Consider the following 24455-nt stretch of genomic DNA (forward strand, 5'->3'; position numbering starts at 1 on the left):
ATCCGTGGCGCGGCGTCCTCGACTGCGAACATTCCAAAAATGGAAGCGGACAGGCCAGTTCCTCACAAAGAGCAGACCACTGCAAGCAGCGCGCACCGCTGGATGCGCTGGCTGCCGGGACTGACGGTGCTCAAGGCGTACCGCTTGAGCTGGCTGCCGAGCGATCTGACGGCCGGACTGGTACTGACCACGATGCTGGTACCAGTCGGGATCGCTTACGCGGAGGCATCGGGGGTCCCCGGCGTGTTCGGCCTCTACGCGACGATCGTCCCGTTGTTGGCGTACGCGCTGTTCGGCCCGAGCCGGATTCTCGTGCTCGGCCCCGACTCCGCGCTTGCGGCTCCGATTCTGGCGGTCGTCGTGCAAGTGGCGGCGGGCGACCCGTCGCGCGCGATTGCGGCGGCCAGCATGATGGCGATCGTGTCCGGCGTGTTCTGTATCGTGATGGGCTTGCTGCGGCTGGGATTCATCACAGAATTGCTGTCTAAGCCCATTCGATACGGCTATATGAACGGCATCGCGTTCGCCGTGCTGATCAGTCAGTTGCCCAAATTGTTTGCCATTTCGATCGAAGAGCGCGGGCCCTTGCGGGACATCGTGAGCCTCGTGCGGGCCATCGCCGATGGCAAATCCAACTGGTACAGCTTCGCGATAGGCGCGGGAAGCCTCGTGCTGATCCTGTTTCTCAAGCGCTTCGAGAAGCTGCCGGGCATCCTGATCGCCGTGATCGTCGCGACGTTATGCGTGAGCGCATTGCACCTCGATAGCGTCGGCGTGAGAGTGCTCGGCAAGATCCCTCAAGGCCTGCCGACCTTTGCGCTACCGTGGCTCACCGACGCCGATCTGGTAAAGATACTGCTCGGCGGCTGCGCGGTCGCGCTGATTTCGTTCGCGGATACCAGCGTGCTGTCGCGGACTTTCGCGGCACGTTTTCGCAGCCGCGTCGACCCCAATCAGGAGATGGTCGGGCTCGGCGTGGCCAATCTCGCGGCCGGCCTGTTCCACGGTTTCCCGATCAGCAGCAGTTCGTCGCGCACGCCGGTCGCCGAGGCGGCGGGCGCGAAGACGCAACTGACGGGCGTCGTCGGCGCGCTGGCGGTCGCGGCGCTGCTGTTGGTCGCGCCCAACCTGATGCACTACCTGCCCAACAGCGCGCTCGCCGCGGTTGTCATCGCGGCGGCGATCGGCCTGTTCGAGATCACGGACCTGAAGCGGATTTTCCGCATCCAGCAATGGGAGTTCTGGCTGTCGATGGCCTGCTTTGCCGGCGTCGCGGTGTTCGGCGCGATTCCAGGCATCGGCTTCGCGGTGGTGATCGCGATTATCGAGTTTCTGTGGGACGGCTGGCGACCACACTACGCGGTGCTCGGTCGCGTCGAGGGTTTGCGCGGCTATCACGACCTGGAGCGTTACCCGCACGCGGAGCGAATCCCCGGACTCGTGCTGTTTCGCTGGGATGCACCGCTGTTCTTTGCGAATGCCGAGCAGTTTCAGGAGCGCCTGCTCGAAGCCGTCGCCGACTCGCCGGCACCCGTCAAGCGCGTGGTGGTGGCGGCCGAACCGGTGACGAGCGTGGACGTCACCTCGGCCGACATGCTGCGGGAGTTGACGCGCTCGCTCGACGAGCGCGGAATTGCACTGCACTTTGCGGAGATGAAAGATCCGGTTCGCGACAAGCTCAGGCGCTTCGAGCTGACCGATCTGATCGGGGATGCGCGCTTTCATCCTACGGTCAGTAGCGCGGTTGATAACTATGTCGAGACGGTTGGGGAGGAATAGTTTTCGGAGCTGAGGCTAGATCACCGGGGAACGGGTTTGTGCCTGGCGTTTGCTTTTGAAATGGCTGTGAAAACGGTTTGGGACCGCGCCAGTTCACTCCTGTTCTTGGTCATCCCGCGACGCCCTTTGCCACCATCTGTTCACGACGGATTCTGTTCACGGTGGCGCGGTCGCAGCGCGGAATAGTCACGATCAAAATGAACGTCCATCAGGACCGGCGTTTTGGATTCGTCGGGCGCCGGGTCCTTTGGGTCGGGGTCCCCGAAAGCAAACTCGACGTCCACCGGAAATCGGCTGGTTGGCAGGTCTGAGGCACGATAGCGATAGTGATGCAGACGAACCTGCGGCGGTACTGTTCCCATATCGTTGCCGGGCCGCCGCTCGCCATTGCCGTCGATCCAGTAACCGATATCGACCTGGAGGAGATCTTCCAGTGTCGAGCGGTTAACGTCGGTCAATCGTGGACTGAAGCGGATCGTGAAGTGCATCGCGACTTGCTTCCCTTTTGCGCGGTCGGCGGAGGGGTCGAGCGGATCGGATATCGCAACTACGATGATTTGCGTATCCGGCAAGACCCGATTCACGAAGGAATACTCCGTAACACCCACCACACCGCGCTCAGGCCGCGCCGCAAGAATGCGGCCGAATATCGTATGTGCGGGATCGAAGGGCTGGTCGTCCCGCAGGATCGCCATTGCCGTGGTCAATATTCTGAAGGCCATGTCGCGCTGCTCGTCGGTCACAGTGTCCCTCGTCTCAGTTTCTGGCGCTGACGGTCCTGTGGGCGTCGACGTATTGGGCTGTGCAGGTACTGAGTTTGCGAACGTGAGGATCATCAGGATTCTGCCAATCGGTCTTAACCACCTCCGCGCAAGCGTCGGCATCTTCTTCATGAAGTTGGCTCCTATAGTTAGCTTCGAATTGCGCCATCCTTTGTGCTGTTTCCGCAGAGACATTCAGCAGCTCACAAGAAGGGCTCTGTCCATGGCGTCGCGGTTTCAGCGCGGAATAGTCACGATTCAGTAGAACGTCCATTAGGACCGGCGTTTTGTGTGTCCGGCGCCGGGTCCTTTGGGTCCGGGTCGCCGAAAGCAAATTCGACGTCCACCGGAAATCGGCTCGTTGGCAGATTCGAAGCACGATAGCGATAGCCATGCAGGCGAACCTGGGGTGGTGCGGTTCCTAGATCATTGCCGGGCCACCGGTTGCCTTGCCCGTCGATCCAGTAGCCGATATCGACCCGGAGGAGGTCTTCCAGCGTCGAGCGGCTGATATCTGTCAATAGTGGATTGAAACGGACGGTGATGGCCGTCACGACTTGCTTCACTTTCGTACGGTCGGCAGAGGGAGCGGCCGGATCGGGTACCACATACAGAATGATTTGCGTCTCCGGCAAAACCGGGTTCACGAAGGAATACTCCATAACACCTACCACACCGCGCTCAGGCCGCGCCGCAAGAATGCGGCCGAATATCGTATGTGCGGGGTCGAAGGGCTGGTCGTCCCGCAGGATTGCCATTGATGTGGTCAATATATTGAATGCCATGTCGCGCTGGGCGTCGGTCACAGTCTGTCCCATCTCAGTTCCTGGCCCCGACGATCCTGAGGGCATCGACATACTGAGCTGTACATGTACCGGGATTGCGAACGAGAGGATCACCAGGATTGCGCCAGTAGGCCTGAACCACTTCCGCGCAAGCGTAGGCGTCTTCTTCATGAAGTTGGCTCCTATAGCCGGTTTCAAATTTCGCCATTTTTTGTGCTGTTTGAGCAGAGACGTTCATCAGGTCACTCAAGACGGGCTTTGTTCACGGCGTCGCGGTTTCAGCGCGGAATAGTCACGATTCAGTAGAACGTCCATTAGGACCGGCGTTTTGTGTGCGTCCTGCGCCGGGTCCTTTGGGTCCGGGTCGCCGAAAGCAAATTCGACGTCCACCGGAAATCGGCTCGTTGGCAGATTCGAAGCACGATAGCGATAGCTATGAAGCCGAATCTGCGGCGGAGCCGTGCCCATATCATTGCCGGGCCGTCGCTCGCCATTGCCGTCGATCCAGTAACCGATATCGACCTGCAGGAGTTCTTCCAGCGTCGAGCGGTTAATGTCGGTCAATAGTGGACTGAAGCGAATCGTGAAGTGGGTCACGACTTGCTTGACTTTCGTGCGGTCGGCGGAGGGAGCAAGCGGATCGGGTACCACATAGAGAATGATTTGCGTCCGCGGGAAAGCCGGATTCACGAAGGAATACTCTGTCCCACCTCCTTTGCCGCGCAGAGGGTCAGCCGCAAGAATGCGGCCGAAAATCGTATGAGCGGGATCGAATGGCTGGTCGTCCCGCAGGATCGCTATTGCAGTGGTCAAAATGCTGAATGCCATATCGCGCTGGGCGTCGGTCACAGTCGGTCTCATCTCAACTCCTGGCCCCGACGATCCTGAGGGCGTCGGTGTACTGAGCTGTGCATGTACCGGGATTGCGAACGAGAGGATCACGAGGATTTTGCCAGTAGGCCTGGACCACTTCCGCGCAGGCATAGGCATCTTCTTCATGAAGTTGGCTCCTATAGCCGGTTTCGAATTGCACCATTTTTTGTGCTGTTTCAGGAGATACGTTCAGCAGGTCACATACCTTCCTTTCGGCAAGCGGGAGATCTCGGCTGAGATACTCCCAACCGGGCATGTCCCGCATGTAAGAGATCAGCCAGTAGTAGTGGAAGACAAGCATCCTGTGCAGACCGATGTGAACGCGGTGATCGTCAGGTAGTGGCGTGTTTCCAGCCGCTGTATAGGCTTCTTTTAGCATCGTCGACCAATACAACCTCTGGACATTCGGCAGGTCTTTGTAGTCGTCTGGAAAGTGCTGAAGCAAAGAAAACATCCAGAAGTACTGTTGGCAGTGGCGAGACTCGTGATACAGCGTGTCGGCAAATGCCTTGAGGCGGTTATCCAGCAAGGTCGGCTGGTGCTTGAGTTCGACGATGTGCGCGATCTCGCTCTCGTTGACGGCGATAAGCCAGTACTTCCCGATGAATGCGGCACTGACGTCCTGTCGCAGGTTGTACTGCGTTGTCCGCTCTGGATCGACTATCACGATCTGTGGCATGCCATCACTAGTTTCCGGACTAGCGGCATCGCGTCGTGGCAATCCAAAGGGCCCGGCACCAAGCGCGTCTTCCAATTTCGGCATGACCGCGTTTTGAATCATTCTTATCGAATCGGCAGTCAACGGCCACGCCACCCCGCCCCAATCGATCCCCTGCAGCGCAGCCTTAATCGCAGCCGCATAAGCCTTGGTCACCGGGTATTCGACACCCTTGCGCATCGATATACCGGCGGGCGTGTCACCCTCGGTCGCACCGTTGACGAAGTGATAAAACCGCAGCCCGAAGTTCATCGGATCGCACGAGACGAATTCGGGTCGTTTATCTTCCGTCGTCGCGCTCTCGTTCGGAGAGGCCACGGCCTTTCCTGCGACCGTGGCACTGCGTTTCTCGGCATTGGGTACAGCGCCAGCGAATGACTCGTTCGCCGCCCTGATCACCGCGCCTCTGCTAACCGCAATCACTTTATCCGGCTCGCTCGCGGCAAGCAGTTCTACCGTCGCGAACGCAAGCATGTTGCTGGTGACGAGACTCGCCTCGCCAAGCGCGTTGGTCACACCCTGAATCAGCCGACCATCGTCGAGCGTGATCCGGTACGGCTGGTTCGGCAGCGCAAAGCCGGAATCGTGTTCGATCAGCACATGATGCGCCGCAAGCCTGCCGGGACTCTCTGGCGTGACGGGCAGACTGACAGGCCGTGCCGCTGGCCCGTCGGTCCGATGACCGCTCGCATGGACCCGATGCTCCCCACCCGTATAGACCTTGTACCCATCCGAATTGATGACCACCTTCGTGTTACCTGCATGCAAGACGATTTCCTTGCTGGCCATCAGATTGATCGAATCGGTTCTACTGATGATACTGACGACGCGTTGCGCGATGACCTCGACGTCGTCGCTTTGCGCGTCGATCTGCACCTTGCCCGATGCGGCCTTGAGCCGGATGCCGAGATGTTGCGCAAAGACCCGCACGCCGTTGACCGCCGACGCCAGCAGCGATTTCACCGCCGCGACACTGACGTGTCCGCCCGCGCTGAGCGCGATGTGTTCGGCACTCGCCACGTGCGTGCTTTGCGCTGCCGTGAGACCGAGACCCGCCGCGCTGGCCAGCACCAGGTCGGGCTGGGTCAGTTGCGGAAAGGGAAGCCCCGTGCTTGCCCTGCCGCCGCGAATCGCGTCGTTCTGCGCCTTGATGGCCTGCGCGACCTCGCTTTGACTGGTCTGCTGTTCCTGTGCCTCGTGCCGCCGCGCGAGACTCGCGAGGTTCTCGTGGGTGTCGCGCGCCTGTGTGAGGCGCGCCACGGTCTCACCGGCATCCTTTGCCGGTGTGCTCGCGCCGTGACGCGCCTCGGTGGTGATCAGCATGCCTCGGTTGGCTCGCGCGACACCCCATGCGTTCGTCGCCAGTTCCCAGCCTTCACCGCGTGCCTGCTGCCGGCCTGCGTCGCGCACTACACGCGTGTTGTAGCCCAGCACGAGGCGCGACTGGGCGTGGTCGCTGGCGATCTGTGCCTGCAGTTGCCCCGGCGTGTCATCCAGTACGACGTGATTGGTCTGGCTCGCACAGCCGGCCTTGAGCTCGCTGCTAAGGATGCCCGAGAGCGCCTGGTTGTCGGGTAGCCTCCAGGGCGGCTGATTCTGGCCGTTGACCATCCGGTCCGACACGTAAGGCTTGTCCGGGTCGCCTTCGTGATAACTGACCGTGACCTCCTGACCGATGCGCGGCGGATAGATCGCACCGAAGCCGTTGCCTTGCCACGGCGACGACACCCGCACCCAGCAACTGGCGCTGTCGTTCTTCGGGGCGAGCCGCTCCCACGCAAAGCGCACCTTCACGCGTGCATATCCATCGACCCATATCGGCTGATCCTCGGGGCCGACCACGATTGCCGTTTCCGCCGCGCAACGCGGCTTTTTCTTCGGACGGTTTTTGAAGAACGTATTGGCGGGTTGGAGCTCGAAGTCGGTCACGCACTGGCGCAGCGCATCGTTCGTGTCCGCGCCGGGTGACTGTGTGCTCTGCGGTGCATTACGGATATCGAGGGTCGTCGATACGACCAGGTACTCGGCGTTGACTTCCCGCAGCGGATGGTTGTCGAGCCAGAATGTTTTCCCGGTTGTCAGACCGCGCAGATTCCCTTGACCCTTCAGCCGCAGACGATGACCGCGCAGAGCATCGACACGCACGCTCGCGAGGTGCCCGGCTTCATCGCGGAAGTCGCTCCGCTCACCTGACAGTCCGGTCGCACCCGCAAGCGGCTGCGAGTAGTCGCCCCAGCCGTATTGCTCGATGTTGTCGTGGGCCTGCTCACTGTGGCTCTCGTACTCGCCCTCGAAGCGCGCGCCGGGGCGCGTGTAGTCGTAGTCGATCAGGCTGACCTTGCCTGGCGTGATCTGATGCGATACCTCGAGCTTGTGAACGTGTTCCTCGTCGACGTGCCTGCTGTCGGGCGCATGGTAGCGCAGCGTGTCGTATGCGTTGTCGTGTCGTTTGTGCGAGCCGGGCGAATCGCACAGTACCAGCGTCATTCCGTCGAACAGGTAGTAGATTCCCCATTCTCTCCAGATCCGCGTCAGGAAATCGAAGTCGGATTCCCACATCTGCCGGACATAGTCCCGCTTCGGGTAGCCGTTGCGCAGGCCGGGCGCGCCGAGTTCCATCACGACCGGAAAGTGATATCGCTCCTTGAGTACCAGGTGAGTGATGTCCACCACGCTGGCGTCCTGGAAGATCCTGCTGTCGCAGTTCTTCGTGGCCAGCCACAGCCAGGGACGGACGACGAGGCGGTAATAGGCGCGCCGTTCGTCGGCGCCCATCTGTTTGATGCCTGTGATGAGGCCCGACATCGTGCGGCGGCCGGCGCTCGCGTGTGCCACGTCGCCGCGTACCAACCCATGACGACCGAACAGTCCGTTGCCGTCGAAAGCGATCGGAATGTCGATGACCTTGCCGATCAGGCGATCAGGCACGACGAGTTCCTGTGCTTGCCACACTCCGAGCGTGGGACTTTCGATCGTCGCGACATCGAGCGTGTATCGATAAAGCTTGCCCAGGGTTTCGGCGCCGCGCAGACGGAGCGGCACCAGCAAAGGCGCATTGCCCCATGTGGGTAGTGCGTCAGAGGAAAGACCCAGGATGGGTTCACGGGGGTGAGCAAGTTCTCGCAATTGGCACGCTCACTATGCAATCAGAATCGCGCCGCAGTCCGTGCTGCTGCCTGCGAGCCGGATCATTGGTCGGCCGTTGCCGTTCGTCATCGTCGTTCCTTGTTATGTGCGAACGACAAGTATCGGGACGAAGATGACCCGCGGCGATCGGAATTGGATGAATTTTTAGCGTGATTAGGCAATAAATTTGATTCGTCGGGCGAAGGACTCTTCATGACGATCAACATCGCAGGACAAGCGACCCGATTCCTACAATTGAATTCATTGCGCCACGCAAAACGAACTGAATGCCGAGGACGCCGCAACTGATCAAAAACGGCGTGCTTTGTGTCGCGGAAGGCGCCAACATGCCGTCGACCAACGACGCGGCCAGGTGCTTCGAAAGCTACGGCGTTCTGTACGCCCCTGGCAAGGCCAGCAACGCCGGCGGTGTCGCCACGTCGGGTCTGGAAATGAGTCAGAACGCTATGCGCATCTCCTGGCCGCGCTAAGAAGTCGATGCACGTCTGCACGACATCATGCGCAGCATTCATGAAGTCTGCCTGCGACATGGCCGTCGCGACGACGGTTCGGTCAGCTATGTGAACGGAGAGAATATCGCCGGCTTTGTGAGGGTCGCCGACGCAATGCTGGCACAAGGCGTGATCTGAGCGGCGGGTGGGATGCCAGCGCAATTGCTTGCCCCCGCGCCTACCCAACGTGTGGGGCACGCGGGGGTAGAGCGCGCGTCGTCAGTGAACGACGCGCGCCCTTCGCTCAGAAGAACCCAAGCGCCTCCGCCTGATAGCTGACCAGCAGACACTTCGTCTGCTGATAATTCGACAACGCCATCTTGTGCGTTTCGCGCCCGATCCCCGACTGCTTATAGCCACCGAATGCCGCGTGCGCCGGATACAGGTGATAGCAGTTGGTCCACACGCGTCCCGCCTCGATCTCGCGTCCCATCTTGTAAGCGCGCGTACCATCGCGCGTCCATACGCCCGCGCCCAGGCCATAGTACGTGTCGTTCGCGAGTTCGATCGCTTGCTGTTCGTCCTTGAACGTCATCACCGAAGCGACCGGCCCGAAGATTTCCTCCTGGAACACGCGCATATCGTTGTTGCCGAACAGCATCGTCGGCTTCACGTAGAAGCCCTCGCCGAGACCGGCGCCGGGCGTGGCGCGCTCGCCACCGACGAGGCACCGCGCCCCTTCGTCCCGGCCGATGTCGATATACGACAGGATCTTGTCGAGCTGCTGCTGTGATGCCTGCGCGCCGATCATCGTTTCGAGGTTCAGCGGATGGCCGGCCTTGATGCGTTCCACACGGGCGATCGCCTTCTCGATGAAGCGCTCGTAAATCGACTCCTGAACCAGCACGCGCGATGGGCACGTGCAAACCTCGCCCTGATTCAACGCGAACATCGCGAGACCTTCGAGCGCCTTGTCGAGGAACGCGTCGTCGCGATCGAGCACGTCGGCGAAGAAGATGTTCGGGCTCTTGCCGCCGAGTTCGACCGTCGACGGAATCAGGTTGTCCGCGGCTGCGTGCAGGATGCGCCTGCCGACCGGCGTCGAGCCGGTGAACGCGATCTTCGCGATGCGCTTGCTGGTGGCGAGCGCTTCGCCCGCTTCCCTGCCGAAGCCGTTGACGATATTGATGACCCCGGCAGGCAATAGATCGCCGATCAGTTCGATCAGCACGAGCACCGAAGCCGGCGTCTGCTCGGCGGGTTTCATCACGATGCAGCAGCCGGCCGCGAGGGCGGGCGCGAGCTTCCATGCGGCCATCAGCAGCGGGAAATTCCACGGGATGATCTGACCCACCACGCCAGCCGGCTCGTGAAAGTGATAAGCGACCGTGTTGTCGTCGATCTCGGAGATGCCGCCTTCCTGCGCGCGGATGCAGCCCGCGAAATAGCGGAAATGATCGACGGCGAGTGGCAGGTCCGCGGCCATGGTTTCGCGCAGCGGCTTGCCGTTATCGATTGTCTCCGCGACCGCGAGCAGCTTCAGGTTCTTTTCCATGCGCTCGGCCACCGCGAGCAGCAGGTTCGCGCGCTCCGTCACCGACGTCTTCGCCCATTTGCGGCGCGCCGCGTGCGCGGCGTCGATCGCGAGGTCGATGTCTGCGGCGCTCGAGCGAGGCACGCGGCAAAACGGCTGCCCGTTGATCGGCGACACGTTGTCGAAATAGTCGCCGCCGACCGGTGGCACCCACTTGCCGCCGATGTAGTTTTCATAACGCTGGCGATAGGGATACTCGATGTCGATGCCAAGAGCTTTCAGGTCAAATGGATTCATCACTTGTCTCCGTTTTGTGATGGTGATCGGGTGACTGCGCGGGACCACATCAGGCAGGAACCATACCAATGCATCGACATGCGAAATTTCGGGGATCGGGCTGGGCTATAAAGCGGAAGTGTTCCGTTTCGGAACAGATGCGCGGGCAGCGGTTGTTCAGAAACGCCGCAGAGTCGGCCGACGCTGATGCAGATCAACGATGCGGGCCCGCGCGGGGTCACGGCGGGCGTCGGGCGGACTGGCAAACGGAGTATTCTGTCGACACGCATCAAAAGCGTCCGGCACGAGCCGGGCGCACCAAGGAGGAGACAATGCGCGACGACGTTCATCCGGTCAGCCCGGCGGCGGCTAACCGCTCCAAAGCGTGGCCTGCCCCGGCGATCCAGAAAGCGCACGAACGCTCCGAGACGTTCGGCCTGCGCGCATCGTTCCGGCCGGATTACGACATCCTGTCCGACACGGGACTCGCGTTGAAGCGCGAGCAGAACCAGGTGCTGTGCGCGCATGCGATGCCGGTCATGGAGACGCTGCGCGAGCAGATCGTCAATACGCAAAGCATGATCGTGTTGACCAACGCCGAAGGGTTGATCCTGCATTCGATCGGCGACGACGACTTTTTGCATCGCGCGGAAAAAGTGGCGCTGCGGCCTGGCGCGAACTGGGCCGAGGATCGTCAAGGGACCAACGCGATCGGTACCTCGCTCGCCGAGGGGTGTGCGATGGTCGTTCATGGCGATCAGCACTATTTGGCGGCGAACCGCTTCCTGACCTGTTCGAGTGTGCCGATTCTCGATCCGTATGGAGATCTGATCGGCGTGCTCGACGTGACCGGCGACCACCGCAGCTATCACCAGCACACGATGGCGCTCGCGAAGATGTCGGTGCAGATGATCGAAAACCACCTGTTCTCGACTGCGTTTCGCGACGTGCTGCAAGTGTCTTTTCACGGCCGGCCGGAGTTTCTTGGCACGCTGATGGAAGGGATCATTGCGTTTACCGATGATGGTCGCTTTCTGTCCGCGAACCGGAGTGCGCAATTTCAGTTGGGCTTGTCGCTAGCTGCGTTGCGCGCGCATACGCTGTCGTCGCTGTTTCAGATCTCGTATGCGCAACTGATCGACCGTTTGACGCATGGCGTTGCGCCGCATCTGATGCTGAATCTGCACAACGGTGCGGTGGTTTGCGCACGGGGGCAGTTCAGGCGGGCGTCGTTTGGGCTGGAGCGCGGGGCCGTTGACGTGCAGGGTGCAGCCGCACCGCGACCGGTGTGTGCGAATGCGCGTCAACCGGCTGCGGGACTATCGCGGCTCAGCGATCTCGATACCGGTGATGCTCGTGTGTCCGCACTGATTGCGAAGGTTCGCAAGGTGCTCGGCAAGGATATTCCGATTCTGATCACCGGCGAGACCGGTACCGGCAAGGAGTTGCTCGCGCAGGCGATTCACAACGATTCGCCGCGACGTGATGGGCCGTTTGTTGCGGTCAACTGCGCTTCGATTCCAGAGTCGCTGATCGAATCCGAGCTCTTCGGGTATGAAGAGGGGGCGTTTACCGGCGCGCGGCGTAAAGGGGCGATCGGCAGGCTGATGCAAGCGAATGGAGGCACGCTGTTTCTCGATGAGATTGGAGATATGCCGTATTCGTTGCAGGTGCGGTTGCTGCGTGTTTTGCAGGAGCGGATGGTGACGCCGCTCGGGGCGATGCGGGCGGTTCCTGTCGATGTCTCCGTTATTTGCGCGACACACCGCAACTTGCGCGAGATGATTGCGCAGAATCAGTTTCGTGAGGATCTCTACTATCGGATCAACGGGCTTGCGGTTCGGTTGCCGGCGTTGCGTGAGCGGAGCGATCTGGCGGTCGTCGTTCAAAAGATGCTGCAGTGGGAATCAGTGGAAAGCGGGGAGCGACAGGCGCTTAGCGTTGCGGCTGATGTGATGGCGGCGTTCGGGCGGCATGCGTGGCCGGGTAACTGCCGGCAACTGGCTAATCTGCTGCGGACTGCGGCGGCGATGGTGGAAGAGGATGGGGTGATCCGGTGGGAGCATTTGCCGGATGATTTTTTGGAGGATGTTCGTGGTGCGAGTTGTGGCGACGACGACGCAGGTCGAGGTGACTCTGCCGTATCGGCCGTCGCCGACGTTGCGAATGCGGACGCGCTTGCCACAGGCGAAGCGTCGGTGCGCGACGGCGCGCGGCTGCAGGATGTCGCCGCATCAGTCGTCGCGATGACGCTGGCGCGGTACGGCGGCAACGTTTCGGCGGCGGCGCGTGCGCTTGGCGTGTCGCGGAACACCATTTACCGGAGGATGCCAGCGGCGCAGTCGCAGTCGGGACGGAGCGCGGAAAAGGATTGACGCGGAAGTTTTCGCGGGCCCAATCGATCATGGCCGGGAGACCGGCCATTGTTTTTTCTATAAGTCGATTTGGATGCCAGCGTGTCCCGGCGAACTACAACTGCTTACACATCTCACAATAGCCGGGTCCACCGACTCGATGGCATGGGCGTTCTTGCAGGCACATACCACGGAGCCAGCAATGACCACCAACCTGCCTTCCGATTCATCCGCGCGCAGCCGCATTCATCCTCTGGTCGCCGGAGCTGCCGTTGCTGTGATTCTCGCCAGCGGCACCGGCATTGCCGCAATGACCGGTCTGCTTCCGACATCCCGAGCGCTAACACCGCCGCCGTCGCAAACTGCATCGGTTGCGGTGAAGCCGGCCAGCACGCCGCTCGACTCGGCTAAACCGTATGCGGAGCAACAAGGCACGCGGACCAACACGGAGAGCGAAGCCCATGCTCATCCCCACCACAGCAGTGCGTCGTCGCCCGCGCCCAGATACGCGCATGACGATAGTTACCGTGATGCCACGCAGCCGCCGTCTCGACCCGTTGCCGTCGACCCTGATGCAGGTGAAGTCGTCGCGGTCAACGCGGTCCAAACGCAGGAGCCGACCACCGGACTCGGTGCAGTAGGCGGTGCGGTGGCGGGCGGGCTGCTGGGCAATCAGGTTGGTCAAGGTCGCGGCCGTGTTCTGGCGACGATAGCGGGCGCGGTTGGCGGCGGCCTTGCCGGTAACGGCATCGAACATGCGGTACGCAAAGCTGCCACCTACCAGGTCCAAGTCAGGATGCAGGATGGCAGTTATCGAAACTTCAACTACGACAATCAGCCTACCGTTCAGGTTGGTGAGCGGGTGCATGTCTATGGCGATTCTCTGAGTGCTTCGTAAGCACGCGGAGAACTGGAGGCACGAGGCCTTACAAACGGTTACCAGACTGACACTTCACGTTTATTTGCCAACCAGAGCCACACATACAATCGATATCGCTAAAACGCATCAACAACCGATGCCAGCGAACAGGGAGAGAAACATGAAGCGCAGCTTCATTTTGTGGATTGCAGGCGTTTGCGCTGCGTGCGCTTCCAGCGCTGCGCTGGCTCATGTCGACCTTGGTGTTTACCTTGGCGCGCCGGGGCCGGTTTATGTCGCGCCGCCTCCGGTGGTCTACGAGGCGCCACCCGTGACGTACGTGCCTGCTCCGGCCTATGGCTATGGTTACGGCTATGGGTACCAGTACAACGACGACCGTGACAGGCACTGGCGCCATGACCATGGCTGGCACAGGGGCTGGGAGCACCGTCATCACGGGGACGATGACGACTGATCTGGCAGGCCATTCGATGGTTGGAAGCTCGCAACCATGGCAACAAAAAGCCCTGGCGCAGAAAGACCGCCAGGGCTTCGCTCATCTGCGAGTCTGTTTCATCTATTAACCATCCTCGCCGGCACACTAATAGCAAGCAAACCGCCGAGCACCATAAACGCCGCGAGCATATACATCCCTGAGTCATTAGCCGCGGTAACCTCTTTCAACCATCCCACAGCATAAGGACTAAGGAACCCCGCCAGGTTCCCAATGGAATTAATCATCGCGATCCCCGCGGCCGCCCCAGTCCCAGCAAGAATCGCCGTAGGCAAACTCCAGAACAACGGCAGGGTAGTGAGGATGCCCATCGTAGCCAGCGTCAAACCGGTCATAGCAAGCACGGTGTTATGCGTCCAAACGACGGAAAGCACGAGCCCCACAGCACCAAGAAACGCCGGCACCGCAATATGCCACCGCCGTTCCCTCGACCGGTCCGCACTCCGCGCAACGAACACCATCGCCACGACAGCCGCCGCAAACGGCACCGCCGACAGCAAGCCGATCAAAAACGCATCGGTAACGCCGGTCGATTTGATGATCGTCGGCAACCAGAAACTCACCCCATAAAGCCCCATCACAAACGAGAAGTAGGTGAGGCTGAACATCAACACCCGTCCGTTGGTGAGTACCTGCCGAATCGGCATATCGTGCTTGGTCGCTTCCTCGGCCGACACCTGACTCTCGAGCAACTGTTGCTCTTCCCGGGTAAGCCACTTGGCGCTCGAAATCCGATCGTCGAGCACCACGAACACGATGATCCCAACCAGCACCGAAGGTATCCCTTCGAGCAGAAACAGCCACTGCCACCCGTGCCACCCGTTCACGCCATTGAAGTTCTTCAGGATGTACCCAGACACCGGCCCGCCGATCACCCCAGACAGCGCAATCGCCGTCATAAACCAGGTCGTCATCCGCCCACGTCGATGCGCCGGATACCAGTAGGTGAGATACAAAATAATCCCAGGAAAGAACCCCGCCTCGGCAAGCCCGAGCAAAAAGCGCATCACGTAAAACATCGTCGGCGTGGTGACGAACATCGTCAGCATCGATATCACGCCCCACGAAACCATGATCCGCGCGATCCAGACACGCGCGCCGACCTTATGCAGAATCACGTTGCTCGGCACTTCGAAGATGAAATAGCCGATAAAGAAAATCCCCGCGCCGAAGCCGTACACTGCATCGCTCAAACCAAGATCCGTGCTCATCCCCAGCTTCGCGAAACCGACGTTCACACGGTCCAGATACGCAACGATGTAGCACAGCATCAACAGCGGCGCGAGCCGCCAGGTAACCTTGCGATAAGTCGCCTCTTCGAACGTCGAAGGTGGCGCGCCAGCGCCGGGATGGTGGAGTGGATCTGCAGGACTAGCCATGACTGTGTCTCCTCTTGTTATGGAATTGAAATGCCACCGCCGGTCGATTCTATCCGCGCAAGGCCATTTGCACGACGAATCGATATTGGGGGAAAACACTGACTGCGCACGCAGCGCGTGCGCAGCGTCAGACCCACCACTACACGCAGCGCCCCCCATCCACTTCGAGGCACACGCCGGTAATGAACTCAGCCTCATCCGAAGCCAGATACAGCGCCGCATTCGCAATATCCTGCGGCGTCGAAAACCGCCCGAGCGGTATCCCCGCGAGGAACTTCTGCCGATTCTGCGGCGTATCCTCGACCCCCATGAACTCGGACAGCAGCGCGGTCTCACCGATTACCGGATTCACGCAGTTCACGCGAATCCGCTCCGGCCCGAGTTCGACGGCGAGCGACTTGCTGGCGACGATCACCGCGCCCTTGCTGCCGTTGTACCAGACGAGCCCCGGCCGCGGCCGCACGCCCGCCGTCGACGCGATATTGATGAAGCTGCCGCCGCCTTGCTCGCGGAAATACGGCACGAACTCCTGCACGCTCCAGTAGATGCTCTTTACGTTCACCGCATAGACGCGGTCGAACTCGGCCTCGGTCACTTCGAGCACCGGCTTGTTGCGATGCGTAGTGCCCGCGTTATTGACGACGATCTGCACGCTGCCGAAGTCTTCGAGCGCGGCTTCGCGCAGCGTGCGCCAGTCGTCGCGATGCGCGACGTTGCCGGGCACCGCGATCGCTTTTCCGCCCGTAATCGCGATCTCACTCGCGACGCGTTCGGCGGCCGGCCCGTTGAGGTCGTTGACCACGACGTTCGCGCCTTCGCGCGCAAAGGTCTTCGCGATGCCTTCGCCGAAACCCGAACCGCCGCCCGTGACGATGGCCGTTTTACCTGTCAACCGCATGATGTCTCCGTTGTTTGTGATGGATAGAGCGATGCGTTGCTGCATGTAACGCGCTGGTCGCGCTGATCGCGAGCGAGCCCTGCCGGCTTCGCTAGCCGTGGCGGATCGCGATCGTCTTCAGCACCGTAAAGCCATACAGCGCCTCGAAGCCTTTCTCGCGGCCATGCCCCGAATGCCTGACGCCGCCGAACGGCAACTCGACGCCGCCGCCCGCACCATAGTTGTTGATGAATACCTGGCCCGAGCGCACGCGTCGTGCGAGCCGCATCTGGCGCGCGCCATCGCGTGTCCAGATACCGGCGACGAGTCCGAACTGCGTGCCGTTCGCGAGCGCGAGCGCTTCGGCTTCGTCGCGGAACGACATCGCGGCGAGCACCGGGCCGAATATTTCGTCGCGCGCGAGGCGGTGGCTCGCCGGGACGTCGCGCAGCAAGGTCGGGGCTTGGTAGAAGCCGCTTTCAGGCGCTTCGGGAATCACTTCGCCGTGCGCGGCCATTGCGATGCCGTCGTGTTGCGCGTCCGACAGGAAGTCCCACACGCGCTGCTGCTGTTTCGCGCTGATCAGCGGCCCACAGTCGAGGTCGGCTTTCGACGGCCCGACGCGCAGTGCCTGAAAGGCGCTGCTGAGCCGGTCGAGCAGCGGCTCGTAAATGGCCTGCTCGATCAGCACGCGACTGCCCGCCGAGCAGGTTTGCCCGGCGTTCTGCACGATCGCGGAAATCAGCACCGGCAGCGCGGCGTCGAGATCGGCGTCGGCGAAGACGATTTGCGGCGACTTGCCGCCGAGTTCGAGCGTGACGGGGACGTGGTTTTCGGCGGCCATCTGCGTGACGAGCTTGCCGGTTTCTGGCGAGCCAGTGAACGAGATGTGATCGATGCCCGGATGACGCGCGAGCGCGGCGCCCGCTTCGTGTCCATAACCGGTGACGATATTCAGCGCACCGGCCGGCAGGCCGGCTTCGGCGGCGAGTTCTGCGACACGCAGTACGGAAAGGCACGCGTCCTCGGCCGGTTTGACCACGCACGCATTGCCGGTCGCCAGTGCCGCGCCGACGCTGCGCCCGAAGATCTGCATCGGGTAATTCCACGGCACGATGTGGCCGGTCACGCCGTGCGGCTCGCGAATCGTCAGCACCGTGTAGCCGGATTGGTAGGGCAGGGTCTCGCCGTGCAGCTTGTCGGCCGCGCCGGCGTAGAACTCGAAGTAGCGGGTGAGGGCAGCGGCGTCGGCGCGCGCCTGCTTGAGTGGCTTGCCGGTGTCGCGCGCTTCGAGCTGTGCGAGGTCTTCCTGGCGCGCGGCCACCAGCAGCGACAGCCGGTACAGCACGCGGCCGCGCTCGGCGGCGGCGAGCGCGCCCCAGGCTCCGTCGAACGCGCGGCGCGCCGCGTGCACGGCGGTGTCGATATCGGCCTCGGTGCCGCGCGCGATGCGCGTGAACGGCTGGCCGTCCGATGGATCGAGTACGGCGATCGATTCGCCGCCGGAAGCGGCGCACCACTCGCCGCCGATGAAATGCCGTGCTTCTTCCATGCATGCTCCTTGTTGACGTGCGGCCGGCGTGCGGCGGCGCGGATTCGAAGGGGAGACACAAAACGGTAGAGACGCGAAGCGAGACTCGCCAGACGATTATCGCGCCGATCCGACCGCGGATGCCACCTGCCGATTGGCTATAATGGCGCATTCCGTACGGTCCGGTGCGCGGCCCCGTCGTTCGGGGCGAGAGGGCTTCAGGGCCTGGCGTTCGCGGTTCGCACGCAGTTCGCACCGCATCCGCAGCCCGCGCGCCGTTCGCCGCCTTCCGATTTCCATCCCCTTCAGAGAGCGCTCATGAGCTTCAATCACGTTCCCGCAGGCAAAGACCTTCCGCACGATTTCAACGTCATCATCGAAATCCCGGCGCAAAGCGACCCGGTGAAGTACGAAGCCGACAAGGAGCTGGGCCTGCTCGTCGTCGACCGTTTCATCGGCACCGGCATGCGCTATCCGGCCAACTACGGCTTCATCCCGCAGACGCTGTCGGGCGACGGCGACCCGGTCGATGTGCTGGTGATCACGCCGTTCCCGCTGCTGGCAGGCTCGGTCGTGCGTGCCCGCGCGCTCGGCATGCTGCAGATGACCGATGAATCGGGCGTCGACGCGAAGCTGATCGCCGTGCCGCACGACAAGATCTGCCCGATGACGGCGAACCTGAAGTCGGTCGACGACGTGCCTGCTTACCTGAAGGACCAGATCAAGCACTTCTTCGAGCAATACAAGGCGCTCGAGAAGGGCAAGTGGGTCAAGGTCGAAGGCTGGGCCGACGTCGATGCCGCCCACAAGGAAATCAGCGAAGGCGTGGCGAACTACAAGAAGTAAGCGCACCACGGTTCATCCGCTCGCTGCATGCAGTACGAAAACCGCGCGAGTCCGCAAGGACCGCGCGGTTTTTTTATGCGCTTTGCGGCGCGCATAACCTGAACGCATCGCTTCGATGAACGGAACGCATTTTTATATTTAGGTGTAAACCCTTATCATTCGCCGCACGACCTCGCGCGCGAACTCACGGCATCCACGCGCGTTTCCATCACTTCAACGAGCACTATCCGGATGATGAACCGCAGCAAGTCCCACTCGACATCGCCGCGCTGGTCGACCCGGCTGAATTCGGTCGTCAGCGCGATCTATCGCAAGCGGCCGGTCTGGATGGTGTCGTTCGCGGCGAGCGAGGCGAATCTGTCGGAGGGCTTGAGGGCCGCGTGCGCATCGACGGCGATGCTCGCGCTCGGCAACGTGCTGCACGATCCGGTGTTCGCGTGGGCCGCAATTGGCGCGTTCTGGACCTGCCTCGCCGATGCAGCCGGCTCGAACCGCGCGCGCTTCATGTCGATGATGGGCTTCGCGCTGCTGTCGACGTTGTGCGGCGGCATCGCCGCGTTCGCATCCGCGTCGGGCACCGCGTGGGCCGCGCTCGCGGTGCTCGCGTTCACGACGCTCGGCGCGTTCGGCCGCATCTGGGGCGCGGCCACGTCGCAGGTGACGATCCTCGCGGCGACCGCTTGCGTCGTGATGGTCGATCGGCCGATGCATGACGCGCGAGCCGGTGTCGAGTTTCTCGGCGTCTATCTGCTCGGCTGTCTGTTCGCGATCGTGCTGAGCCTGACCGTGTGGCGCATCCATCCGTTCGGCGCGAGCCGCGCGTCGCTGCGCGCGGTGTATCTGCGCCTCGCCGATATCGCGTTCGATAGCGCGCGGCTCGTCGGCGGACGAGCCGCGCCGCGCGAATGGGCCACGCATGCCGCGCGCTTTCGCGCCGATGCGCGCGCGTCGATCGAACGCTCGCGCGACGCGCTCGCGAACGTGCCCGCATCGAAAGCAGGCGGCGCGGCCGTCTACGACACGCTGCTCGGCTTGCTGACCGATGGCGAAGCGTTGTTCGCATATCTGATCGCGGTGTCGGGCGCGGGCGAGAAAGTGCCCGACGATCCGCGCCGCACGCAACGCGCGGTGCGCCTGCTCAATGCGATCGGCGAAGTGCTGAGCGACATCGGCAGCGCGACCGGCGACGCGCGCTGGGAACGTCTGGCGGAGCCGCAGGCGCGTCTGCGGCGTTTCGCGCATCGGCTCGAAAGCGCGCTGCTCGAACCGGTGAAGCTGCAATCCGGTTTCGAGCTCGTCGATTTCGCGCCGCGTGAGGTGCATGCCGAGCCGTGGAGCGCATGCGTCGCGCGTTATACGGCGCTCGCGTGGTCGGCGCTGAAGGCGAACCTGTCGTGGCAGTCGGTCGGCTTGCGCCACGCGGCGCGTGTCGGCGTGACGACGACCGCGGGCTTCGTCGTGATTCGGGCGCTCGGTCTTCCGTTCGGCTATTGGGCGACGATGGCCACTCTTCTGATCCTGCAGCCGTCGATCGCCGCGACCTGGCCGCGCAGCATCGAACGCGCGGCGGGCAGTATCGTCGGCGGCGTGCTCGCGGCGGCGATCGGCTACGCGATTCATTCGCCGCTCGGCATCTCGCTCGCGGTGTTCCCGCTCGTGATGGCAACGATGGCGCTGCGCCCCGTCAGCTACAGCCTGTTCGTGCTGTTCCTGACGCCGACCTTCGTGCTCGTCGCCGACTTCGCGACGCCGGGCGCCAACGAACTGTCGTTCGCGCTGACGCGGCTCGGCAACAACGTGCTCGGCTGCGTGCTCGCGCTGCTCGCGACCTTCCTTCTGTGGCCGACGCGCGAGAAGCTCGACCTGCGCGTCTATCTCGGCGACGCGGTGCGCGCGAATCTCGCGTATCTGCGCGCGTCGCTCGAAGCGCCGCGGCACAGCGGCAAGGAGATCGAGCAATTGCGCCGCGCGGCGGGCCTCACCAGCAACAACGCGGAAGAAGCGATCGGCCGCGTGCGGCTCGAAAAGCTCGACGACTCGATGGCCGATACCGTCACGCTGACGGTGCTGAGTCTGCTGCGACGGATGGCCGGCACCGCGACGCAGTTGCGCCTTACCGCGAACCGTCGCGGCATGCATAGCGAACTCGACGAATGGGTCGTGGCGATGAGCGCGGCGATCGAGGCCGCGTTGAACCGCACGTTGCGGCCGGTGCGGCTCGAGTTGCCCGCGCGCGAGCGGTTGACGTCGCTGGAAGCGGATGTGGTGGGCGAGCTCGCGCGCGTGCATCGGCTGCTGACGGAGAGGATGCGCGAGGCGAGGGGGTAGCGCGACTCAGCCGTCGGAGCTCGCGCCGTCGTCAGCGGCGTCGTTCACCGCCACCACCGGCAACACCGACTGCAGCGTGAACACGCCTGCCGCCAGCGCCCGCTTATCGGCGGCCGTGAGCCGCTTGACCCAATACTCGGCGCTCGACGCGCTCGACCGGTCCGCCAGCTCGAACGAGGCCAGCACCCGCACCGGCTTGCGCGAGCGCGTATAACGCGCGCCCGTGCCGCTCACGTGTTTGTCGAAGCGGGCAGCGACATCGGTCGCGATGCCGGTATAGACGCTGCCGTCCGAGCATTCGAGCAGATAGAGAAACCACGCCATAACCGCGCTTCTAGCCTTTGAACGGATTGTGTTCGCGCAGCTCGTCCACGTATGCGTGGATGCTGTTCTTTTCGTTGTCGAGGAAATGGCCGACCGCATCGGCGAACGCCGGATGCGCGAGCCAATGCGTGGAGCGCGTGACCGTCGGCAGAAAGCCGCGCGCCATTTTGTGCTCGCCCTGCGCGCCGCCTTCGAATGCGCCGAGCTTCTCTTCGATGCAGAATTCGAGCGGCTGATAGTATGCGGTTTCGAAGTGCAAGCACGGCACGTGTTCGAGCGCGCCCCAGTAGCGGCCATACAATGTGCCGCCGGTTTTGTCGTCGCGCTGATAGACGACGAGCGAGCTCGCGATCGGCTTGCCTTCGTATTCGGCGATCACCAGCAGCAGATTCTCCGGCATCGACGCGCCGATCATCCGGAAGAAATCGAGGTTCAGATACGGACTCGAAAAATGCTCGCGATAGGTTTGCCGATAGCACTTGCTGAAGAAGCGCCAGTCGGCATCCTTGATGTCTTCGCCGCGGATGCGCCGCATCGTGATGCCGGCCTCGTGCACCTTGCGACGTTCGGCGCGAATGTTCTTGCGCTTCTTCTGTTCGAGCGTCGACAGGAAGTCCTCGAAGTCGCGATAGCCGTCGTTGAGCCAGTGAAACTGCACGCCTTCGCGTTGCATCATGCCGAGATCGGTGAGCGCGTCGGCTTCGCTCTGCGTCGGAAACAGCACATGCAGCGACGACACCTCGGCCTGCTCGGCGAACGCCATCAACGTGGCCGCGAGATGGCGCAGCGCGTGCTCGTTCGCCGATAGCAGGCGGTTGCCCTGCACCGGCGTGAACGGCACCGCGCATAGCAGCTTCGGGTAGTAGGGCAGGCCGTTGCGCTTGTACGCGTCGGCCCAGGCCCAGTCGAACACGTACTCGCCGTACGAGTGACCCTTCAGATAGACGGGGGCCGCCGCCGCGAGCTTGCCCGTGCGTGCGTCGGTCAGTGTGACGAATTGCGGCGCCCAACCGGTGTCGGGAACCGCGCATTGCGTCGCGTTCAGCGCGCTCAGAAACTCGTGCCGCAAAAACGGCGTGGGCTGCGGCTGCGCGGCAAGGAGGGCGTTCCACTCGGCGGCGTCCACCTCGGAGGGCGATGCCAGAATGCCCGTGCGATAATCGATACGTTGCTGGTTCAATCTGAGTGACTGTTTGCAATGACCGGCGCGGCGCTGTGAAGCTGAAGCTGCCACGTCGTTCGTTGAGTTCGTTTATCCGGTTTGTTCAATTCCGTCGAGCCATCGAGCCGCGGTACCGCGAGCCGTGAAGGCTTGCCTGTCGATCCTGCCATGAAGACCCGAATCGCTCTTGCTCAAATCAATGTCACCGTCGGCGACTTCGCCGGCAACGTCGCGAAGATCGTCGCCGCCGCGCGCGCCGCGCACAGTGATGGTGCGAAGCTGCTGGTCGCGCCTGAACTCGCGTTGTCGGGTTATCCGCCCGAAGACCTGCTGCTGCGCCCCGCGTTCTATACCGCGAGCGCGGCCGCGTTGGCCGATCTCGCCGCGCAGTTGAAGCCGTTCAGCGGTCTGCATGTGATCGTCGGTCATCCGCTGCGCGACGGGTCGGACAATCTCGCGCACAAGCTCGTGCACAACGCGGCGAACGGCCATGTTAATGCAAACGCGCCGATCGAGCGCGGCGTGCCGCCGGTCGATACCTTCAACGCGGCGTCTCTGATCGTCGACGGCGAAGTGAAGGGCACCTATCGCAAGCAGGATCTGCCGAACACCGAGGTGTTCGACGAGAAGCGCTACTTCGCCGCGGACCCGCAGCCGTTCGTGTTCGAACTCGATGGGATCAAGTACGGCGTCGTGATCTGCGAGGACGCATGGCATGCGTCGGCCGCGCAGATGGCGAAGGCCGCGGGCGCGCAGGTGCTGCTGATTCCGAACGGCTCGCCATATCACCTGAACAAGGAGGCGGTGCGCTTCGACATCTTGCGCGCGCGCATTCACGAGACCGGCATTCCGATGGTCTATGTGAATATGGTCGGCGGGCAGGACGAACTCGTGTTCGACGGCGGCTCGTTCGTGCTCGACGCGCAGGGCGCACTCGTCGCGAAGCTCGCGCAGTTCGAGGAAGCCACGGCGATCGTCGAGTTCGAGGACGGCAAGCCGCTGCCGGCCGCGATCGCGCCGGAGCAGTCGATCGAAGCGCAGGTGTACGCGGCGCTCGTGATGGGCGTGCACGACTACATCGGCAAGAACGGTTTTCCGGGCGCGCTGATCGGTTTGTCGGGCGGCGTCGATTCGGCGCTCGTGCTGGCCGTTGCGTGCGACGCGCTCGGCGCCGACAAGGTGCGCGCGGTGATGATGCCGTCGCGCTACACGGCCGACATTTCCACGACCGACGCCGCCGAGATGGCGCGCCGCGTCGGCGTGCGTTACGACGAGATCGCGATCGCGCCGATGTTCGATGCGTTTCGCGCGTCGCTCGCCGAAGAGTTCGCGGGCCGCGCCGAAGACGCGACCGAAGAGAACATTCAGGCGCGCATTCGCGGCACGCTGCTGATGGCGCTGTCGAACAAATTCGGCTCGATCGTGCTGACCACCGGCAACAAGAGTGAGATGGCGGTCGGCTACTGCACGCTGTACGGCGACATGGCCGGCGGCTTCGCGGTGATCAAGGACATCGCGAAGACGCTCGTGTACCGGCTGTGCCGCTATCGCAACGCGGCCACGACGTTTGCAAAGCGCGACGTGATTCCCGAGCGGATCCTGACGCGTGCGCCGTCCGCCGAGCTGCGCGAGAACCAGACCGACCAGGACAGCCTGCCCGAATACGAAGTACTCGACGCGATCATGCGCATGTACATGGAGGAGGACCGTTCGCTCGCGGAAATCATCGCGGCGGGCTATCGGGTCGACGACGTGAAACGGGTCACGCGCCTGATCAAGATCAACGAGTACAAGCGCCGTCAGGCGCCGATCGGCATCCGGGTCACGCATCGCGCGTTCGGCCGCGACTGGCGCTATCCGATCACGTCGCGCTACACCGAACCGGTGGAGTGAAAGACGGCACCCGCGCGCGGATGCCGCAATGCATCCGGCGCGGCGTAGAATAAAAATCATCTTTTCCCTTTTCACTCTTCCCAT

At 62.5% G+C, this 24455-nt stretch carries 18 protein-coding genes and 1 pseudogene; 8 read left to right on the forward strand and 11 right to left on the reverse strand.

What is annotated here, in order from left to right:
• Nucleotides 1–39 precede the first annotated feature (39 nt).
• Nucleotides 40–1779 (forward strand): SulP family inorganic anion transporter, encoded by a 1740-nt coding sequence (locus AB3X96_RS14495; RefSeq protein WP_368590275.1) that lies wholly within the window; start codon nt 40–42, stop codon nt 1777–1779.
• 140 nt (nt 1780–1919) lie between these two features.
• On the opposite strand, the gene AB3X96_RS14500 is transcribed toward AB3X96_RS14495, so the two are convergent.
• From AB3X96_RS14500 to AB3X96_RS14520, 5 genes are all read right to left on the reverse strand, one after another.
• Complete coding sequence (locus tag AB3X96_RS14500; protein ID WP_368590276.1) at nt 1920–2522, reverse strand: hypothetical protein; 603 nt, start codon at nt 2520–2522, stop codon at nt 1920–1922.
• 269 nt (nt 2523–2791) lie between these two features.
• Nucleotides 2792–3358 (reverse strand): hypothetical protein, encoded by a 567-nt coding sequence (locus tag AB3X96_RS14505; RefSeq protein WP_368590277.1) that lies wholly within the window; start codon nt 3356–3358, stop codon nt 2792–2794.
• A gap of 1 nt (nt 3359) precedes the next feature.
• Nucleotides 3360–3563 carry a hypothetical protein gene (locus tag AB3X96_RS14510; RefSeq protein WP_368590278.1) on the reverse strand — a complete coding sequence of 68 codons (204 nt, stop codon included), beginning with the start codon at nt 3561–3563 and terminating at the stop codon, nt 3360–3362.
• An 8-nt stretch (nt 3564–3571) separates the two neighbouring features.
• Nucleotides 3572–4186 carry a hypothetical protein gene (locus tag AB3X96_RS14515; RefSeq protein ID WP_368590279.1) on the reverse strand — a complete coding sequence of 205 codons (615 nt, stop codon included), beginning with the start codon at nt 4184–4186 and terminating at the stop codon, nt 3572–3574.
• Between the two features lies 1 nt (nt 4187).
• The gene (locus AB3X96_RS14520; protein ID WP_368590402.1) at nt 4188–7958 is read right to left on the reverse strand and encodes a type VI secretion system Vgr family protein; all 3771 of its coding nucleotides are present in this window, start codon (nt 7956–7958) and stop codon (nt 4188–4190) included.
• 343 nt (nt 7959–8301) lie between these two features.
• On the opposite strand from AB3X96_RS14520, the pseudogene AB3X96_RS14525 reads away from it, so the two are divergent.
• Nucleotides 8302–8692, forward strand: a pseudogene (locus AB3X96_RS14525) (glutamate dehydrogenase); the annotation flags it as partial.
• 106 nt (nt 8693–8798) lie between these two features.
• Here AB3X96_RS14525 and AB3X96_RS14530 read toward each other — a convergent pair.
• Complete coding sequence (locus tag AB3X96_RS14530; RefSeq protein ID WP_368590280.1) at nt 8799–10325, reverse strand: aldehyde dehydrogenase family protein; 1527 nt, start codon at nt 10323–10325, stop codon at nt 8799–8801.
• A 311-nt stretch (nt 10326–10636) separates the two neighbouring features.
• On the opposite strand from AB3X96_RS14530, the gene AB3X96_RS14535 reads away from it, so the two are divergent.
• The 3 genes from AB3X96_RS14535 to AB3X96_RS14545 all read left to right on the forward strand — a co-directional run bounded on the left by AB3X96_RS14535 (nt 10637) and on the right by AB3X96_RS14545 (nt 13992).
• The gene (locus tag AB3X96_RS14535) at nt 10637–12679 is read left to right on the forward strand and encodes a sigma-54-dependent Fis family transcriptional regulator (protein ID WP_368590281.1); all 2043 of its coding nucleotides are present in this window, start codon (nt 10637–10639) and stop codon (nt 12677–12679) included.
• 181 nt (nt 12680–12860) lie between these two features.
• On the forward strand, nt 12861–13556 hold the full coding sequence (locus AB3X96_RS14540) for a glycine zipper 2TM domain-containing protein (protein WP_368590282.1): 696 nt from the start codon (nt 12861–12863) through the stop codon (nt 13554–13556).
• A gap of 142 nt (nt 13557–13698) precedes the next feature.
• Nucleotides 13699–13992: a hypothetical protein gene (locus tag AB3X96_RS14545; RefSeq protein ID WP_176109260.1), complete on the forward strand. Its 294-nt coding sequence runs from the start codon at nt 13699–13701 to the stop codon at nt 13990–13992.
• 98 nt (nt 13993–14090) lie between these two features.
• On the opposite strand, the gene AB3X96_RS14550 is transcribed toward AB3X96_RS14545, so the two are convergent.
• The 3 genes from AB3X96_RS14550 to AB3X96_RS14560 all read right to left on the reverse strand — a co-directional run bounded on the left by AB3X96_RS14550 (nt 14091) and on the right by AB3X96_RS14560 (nt 17839).
• On the reverse strand, nt 14091–15410 hold the full coding sequence (locus tag AB3X96_RS14550; protein WP_368590283.1) for an MFS transporter: 1320 nt from the start codon (nt 15408–15410) through the stop codon (nt 14091–14093).
• Between the two features lie 139 nt (nt 15411–15549).
• A complete protein-coding gene (locus AB3X96_RS14555) occupies nt 15550–16308 on the reverse strand; it encodes an SDR family oxidoreductase (RefSeq protein ID WP_176379833.1) in 759 nt (252 codons plus the stop codon).
• A gap of 91 nt (nt 16309–16399) precedes the next feature.
• Nucleotides 16400–17839: an aldehyde dehydrogenase family protein gene (locus tag AB3X96_RS14560; protein WP_368590284.1), complete on the reverse strand. Its 1440-nt coding sequence runs from the start codon at nt 17837–17839 to the stop codon at nt 16400–16402.
• 297 nt (nt 17840–18136) lie between these two features.
• On the opposite strand from AB3X96_RS14560, the gene ppa reads away from it, so the two are divergent.
• The gene (gene ppa / locus AB3X96_RS14565; RefSeq protein ID WP_013088778.1) at nt 18137–18664 is read left to right on the forward strand and encodes an inorganic diphosphatase; all 528 of its coding nucleotides are present in this window, start codon (nt 18137–18139) and stop codon (nt 18662–18664) included.
• A 231-nt stretch (nt 18665–18895) separates the two neighbouring features.
• Nucleotides 18896–20992 (forward strand): FUSC family protein, encoded by a 2097-nt coding sequence (locus AB3X96_RS14570; protein WP_368590285.1) that lies wholly within the window; start codon nt 18896–18898, stop codon nt 20990–20992.
• 6 nt (nt 20993–20998) lie between these two features.
• Here the strand turns inward: AB3X96_RS14570 and AB3X96_RS14575 are convergent, their stop codons facing one another.
• Nucleotides 20999–21316, reverse strand: a complete 318-nt coding sequence (locus tag AB3X96_RS14575; protein WP_368590286.1) for a GIY-YIG nuclease family protein — start codon at nt 21314–21316, stop codon at nt 20999–21001.
• 10 nt (nt 21317–21326) lie between these two features.
• A complete protein-coding gene (locus AB3X96_RS14580; protein WP_368590287.1) occupies nt 21327–22496 on the reverse strand; it encodes a GNAT family N-acetyltransferase in 1170 nt (389 codons plus the stop codon).
• Nucleotides 22497–22646: 150 nt separating this feature from the next.
• On the opposite strand from AB3X96_RS14580, the gene AB3X96_RS14585 reads away from it, so the two are divergent.
• Nucleotides 22647–24371, forward strand: coding sequence for an NAD+ synthase (locus tag AB3X96_RS14585; protein ID WP_368590288.1), 1725 nt, complete (start codon nt 22647–22649; stop codon nt 24369–24371).
• Nucleotides 24372–24455: the final 84 nt, after the last annotated feature.

Source organism: Paraburkholderia sp. BR13439, assembly GCF_040948805.1.
Classification (GTDB): domain Bacteria; phylum Pseudomonadota; class Gammaproteobacteria; order Burkholderiales; family Burkholderiaceae; genus Paraburkholderia; species Paraburkholderia youngii.

Bases quoted from the DNA above. Each gene is read 5' to 3' on its own strand.
- AB3X96_RS14495 (WP_368590275.1), top strand. From the start codon at position 40: ATGGAAGCGGACAGGCCAGTTCCTCACAAAGAGCAGACCACTGCAAGC.
- AB3X96_RS14505 (WP_368590277.1), bottom strand. From the start codon at position 3,358: ATGGGACAGACTGTGACCGACGCCCAGCGCGACATGGCATTCAATATA.
- AB3X96_RS14510 (WP_368590278.1), bottom strand. From the start codon at position 3,563: ATGAACGTCTCTGCTCAAACAGCACAAAAAATGGCGAAATTTGAAACC.
- AB3X96_RS14515 (WP_368590279.1), bottom strand. From the start codon at position 4,186: ATGAGACCGACTGTGACCGACGCCCAGCGCGATATGGCATTCAGCATT.
- AB3X96_RS14530 (WP_368590280.1), bottom strand. From the start codon at position 10,325: ATGAATCCATTTGACCTGAAAGCTCTTGGCATCGACATCGAGTATCCC.
- AB3X96_RS14535 (WP_368590281.1), top strand. From the start codon at position 10,637: ATGCGCGACGACGTTCATCCGGTCAGCCCGGCGGCGGCTAACCGCTCC.
- AB3X96_RS14540 (WP_368590282.1), top strand. From the start codon at position 12,861: ATGACCACCAACCTGCCTTCCGATTCATCCGCGCGCAGCCGCATTCAT.
- AB3X96_RS14545 (WP_176109260.1), top strand. From the start codon at position 13,699: ATGAAGCGCAGCTTCATTTTGTGGATTGCAGGCGTTTGCGCTGCGTGC.
- AB3X96_RS14550 (WP_368590283.1), bottom strand. From the start codon at position 15,410: ATGGCTAGTCCTGCAGATCCACTCCACCATCCCGGCGCTGGCGCGCCA.
- AB3X96_RS14555 (WP_176379833.1), bottom strand. From the start codon at position 16,308: ATGCGGTTGACAGGTAAAACGGCCATCGTCACGGGCGGCGGTTCGGGT.
- AB3X96_RS14560 (WP_368590284.1), bottom strand. From the start codon at position 17,839: ATGGAAGAAGCACGGCATTTCATCGGCGGCGAGTGGTGCGCCGCTTCC.
- ppa (WP_013088778.1), top strand. From the start codon at position 18,137: ATGAGCTTCAATCACGTTCCCGCAGGCAAAGACCTTCCGCACGATTTC.
- AB3X96_RS14570 (WP_368590285.1), top strand. From the start codon at position 18,896: ATGATGAACCGCAGCAAGTCCCACTCGACATCGCCGCGCTGGTCGACC.
- AB3X96_RS14575 (WP_368590286.1), bottom strand. From the start codon at position 21,316: ATGGCGTGGTTTCTCTATCTGCTCGAATGCTCGGACGGCAGCGTCTAT.
- AB3X96_RS14585 (WP_368590288.1), top strand. From the start codon at position 22,647: ATGAAGACCCGAATCGCTCTTGCTCAAATCAATGTCACCGTCGGCGAC.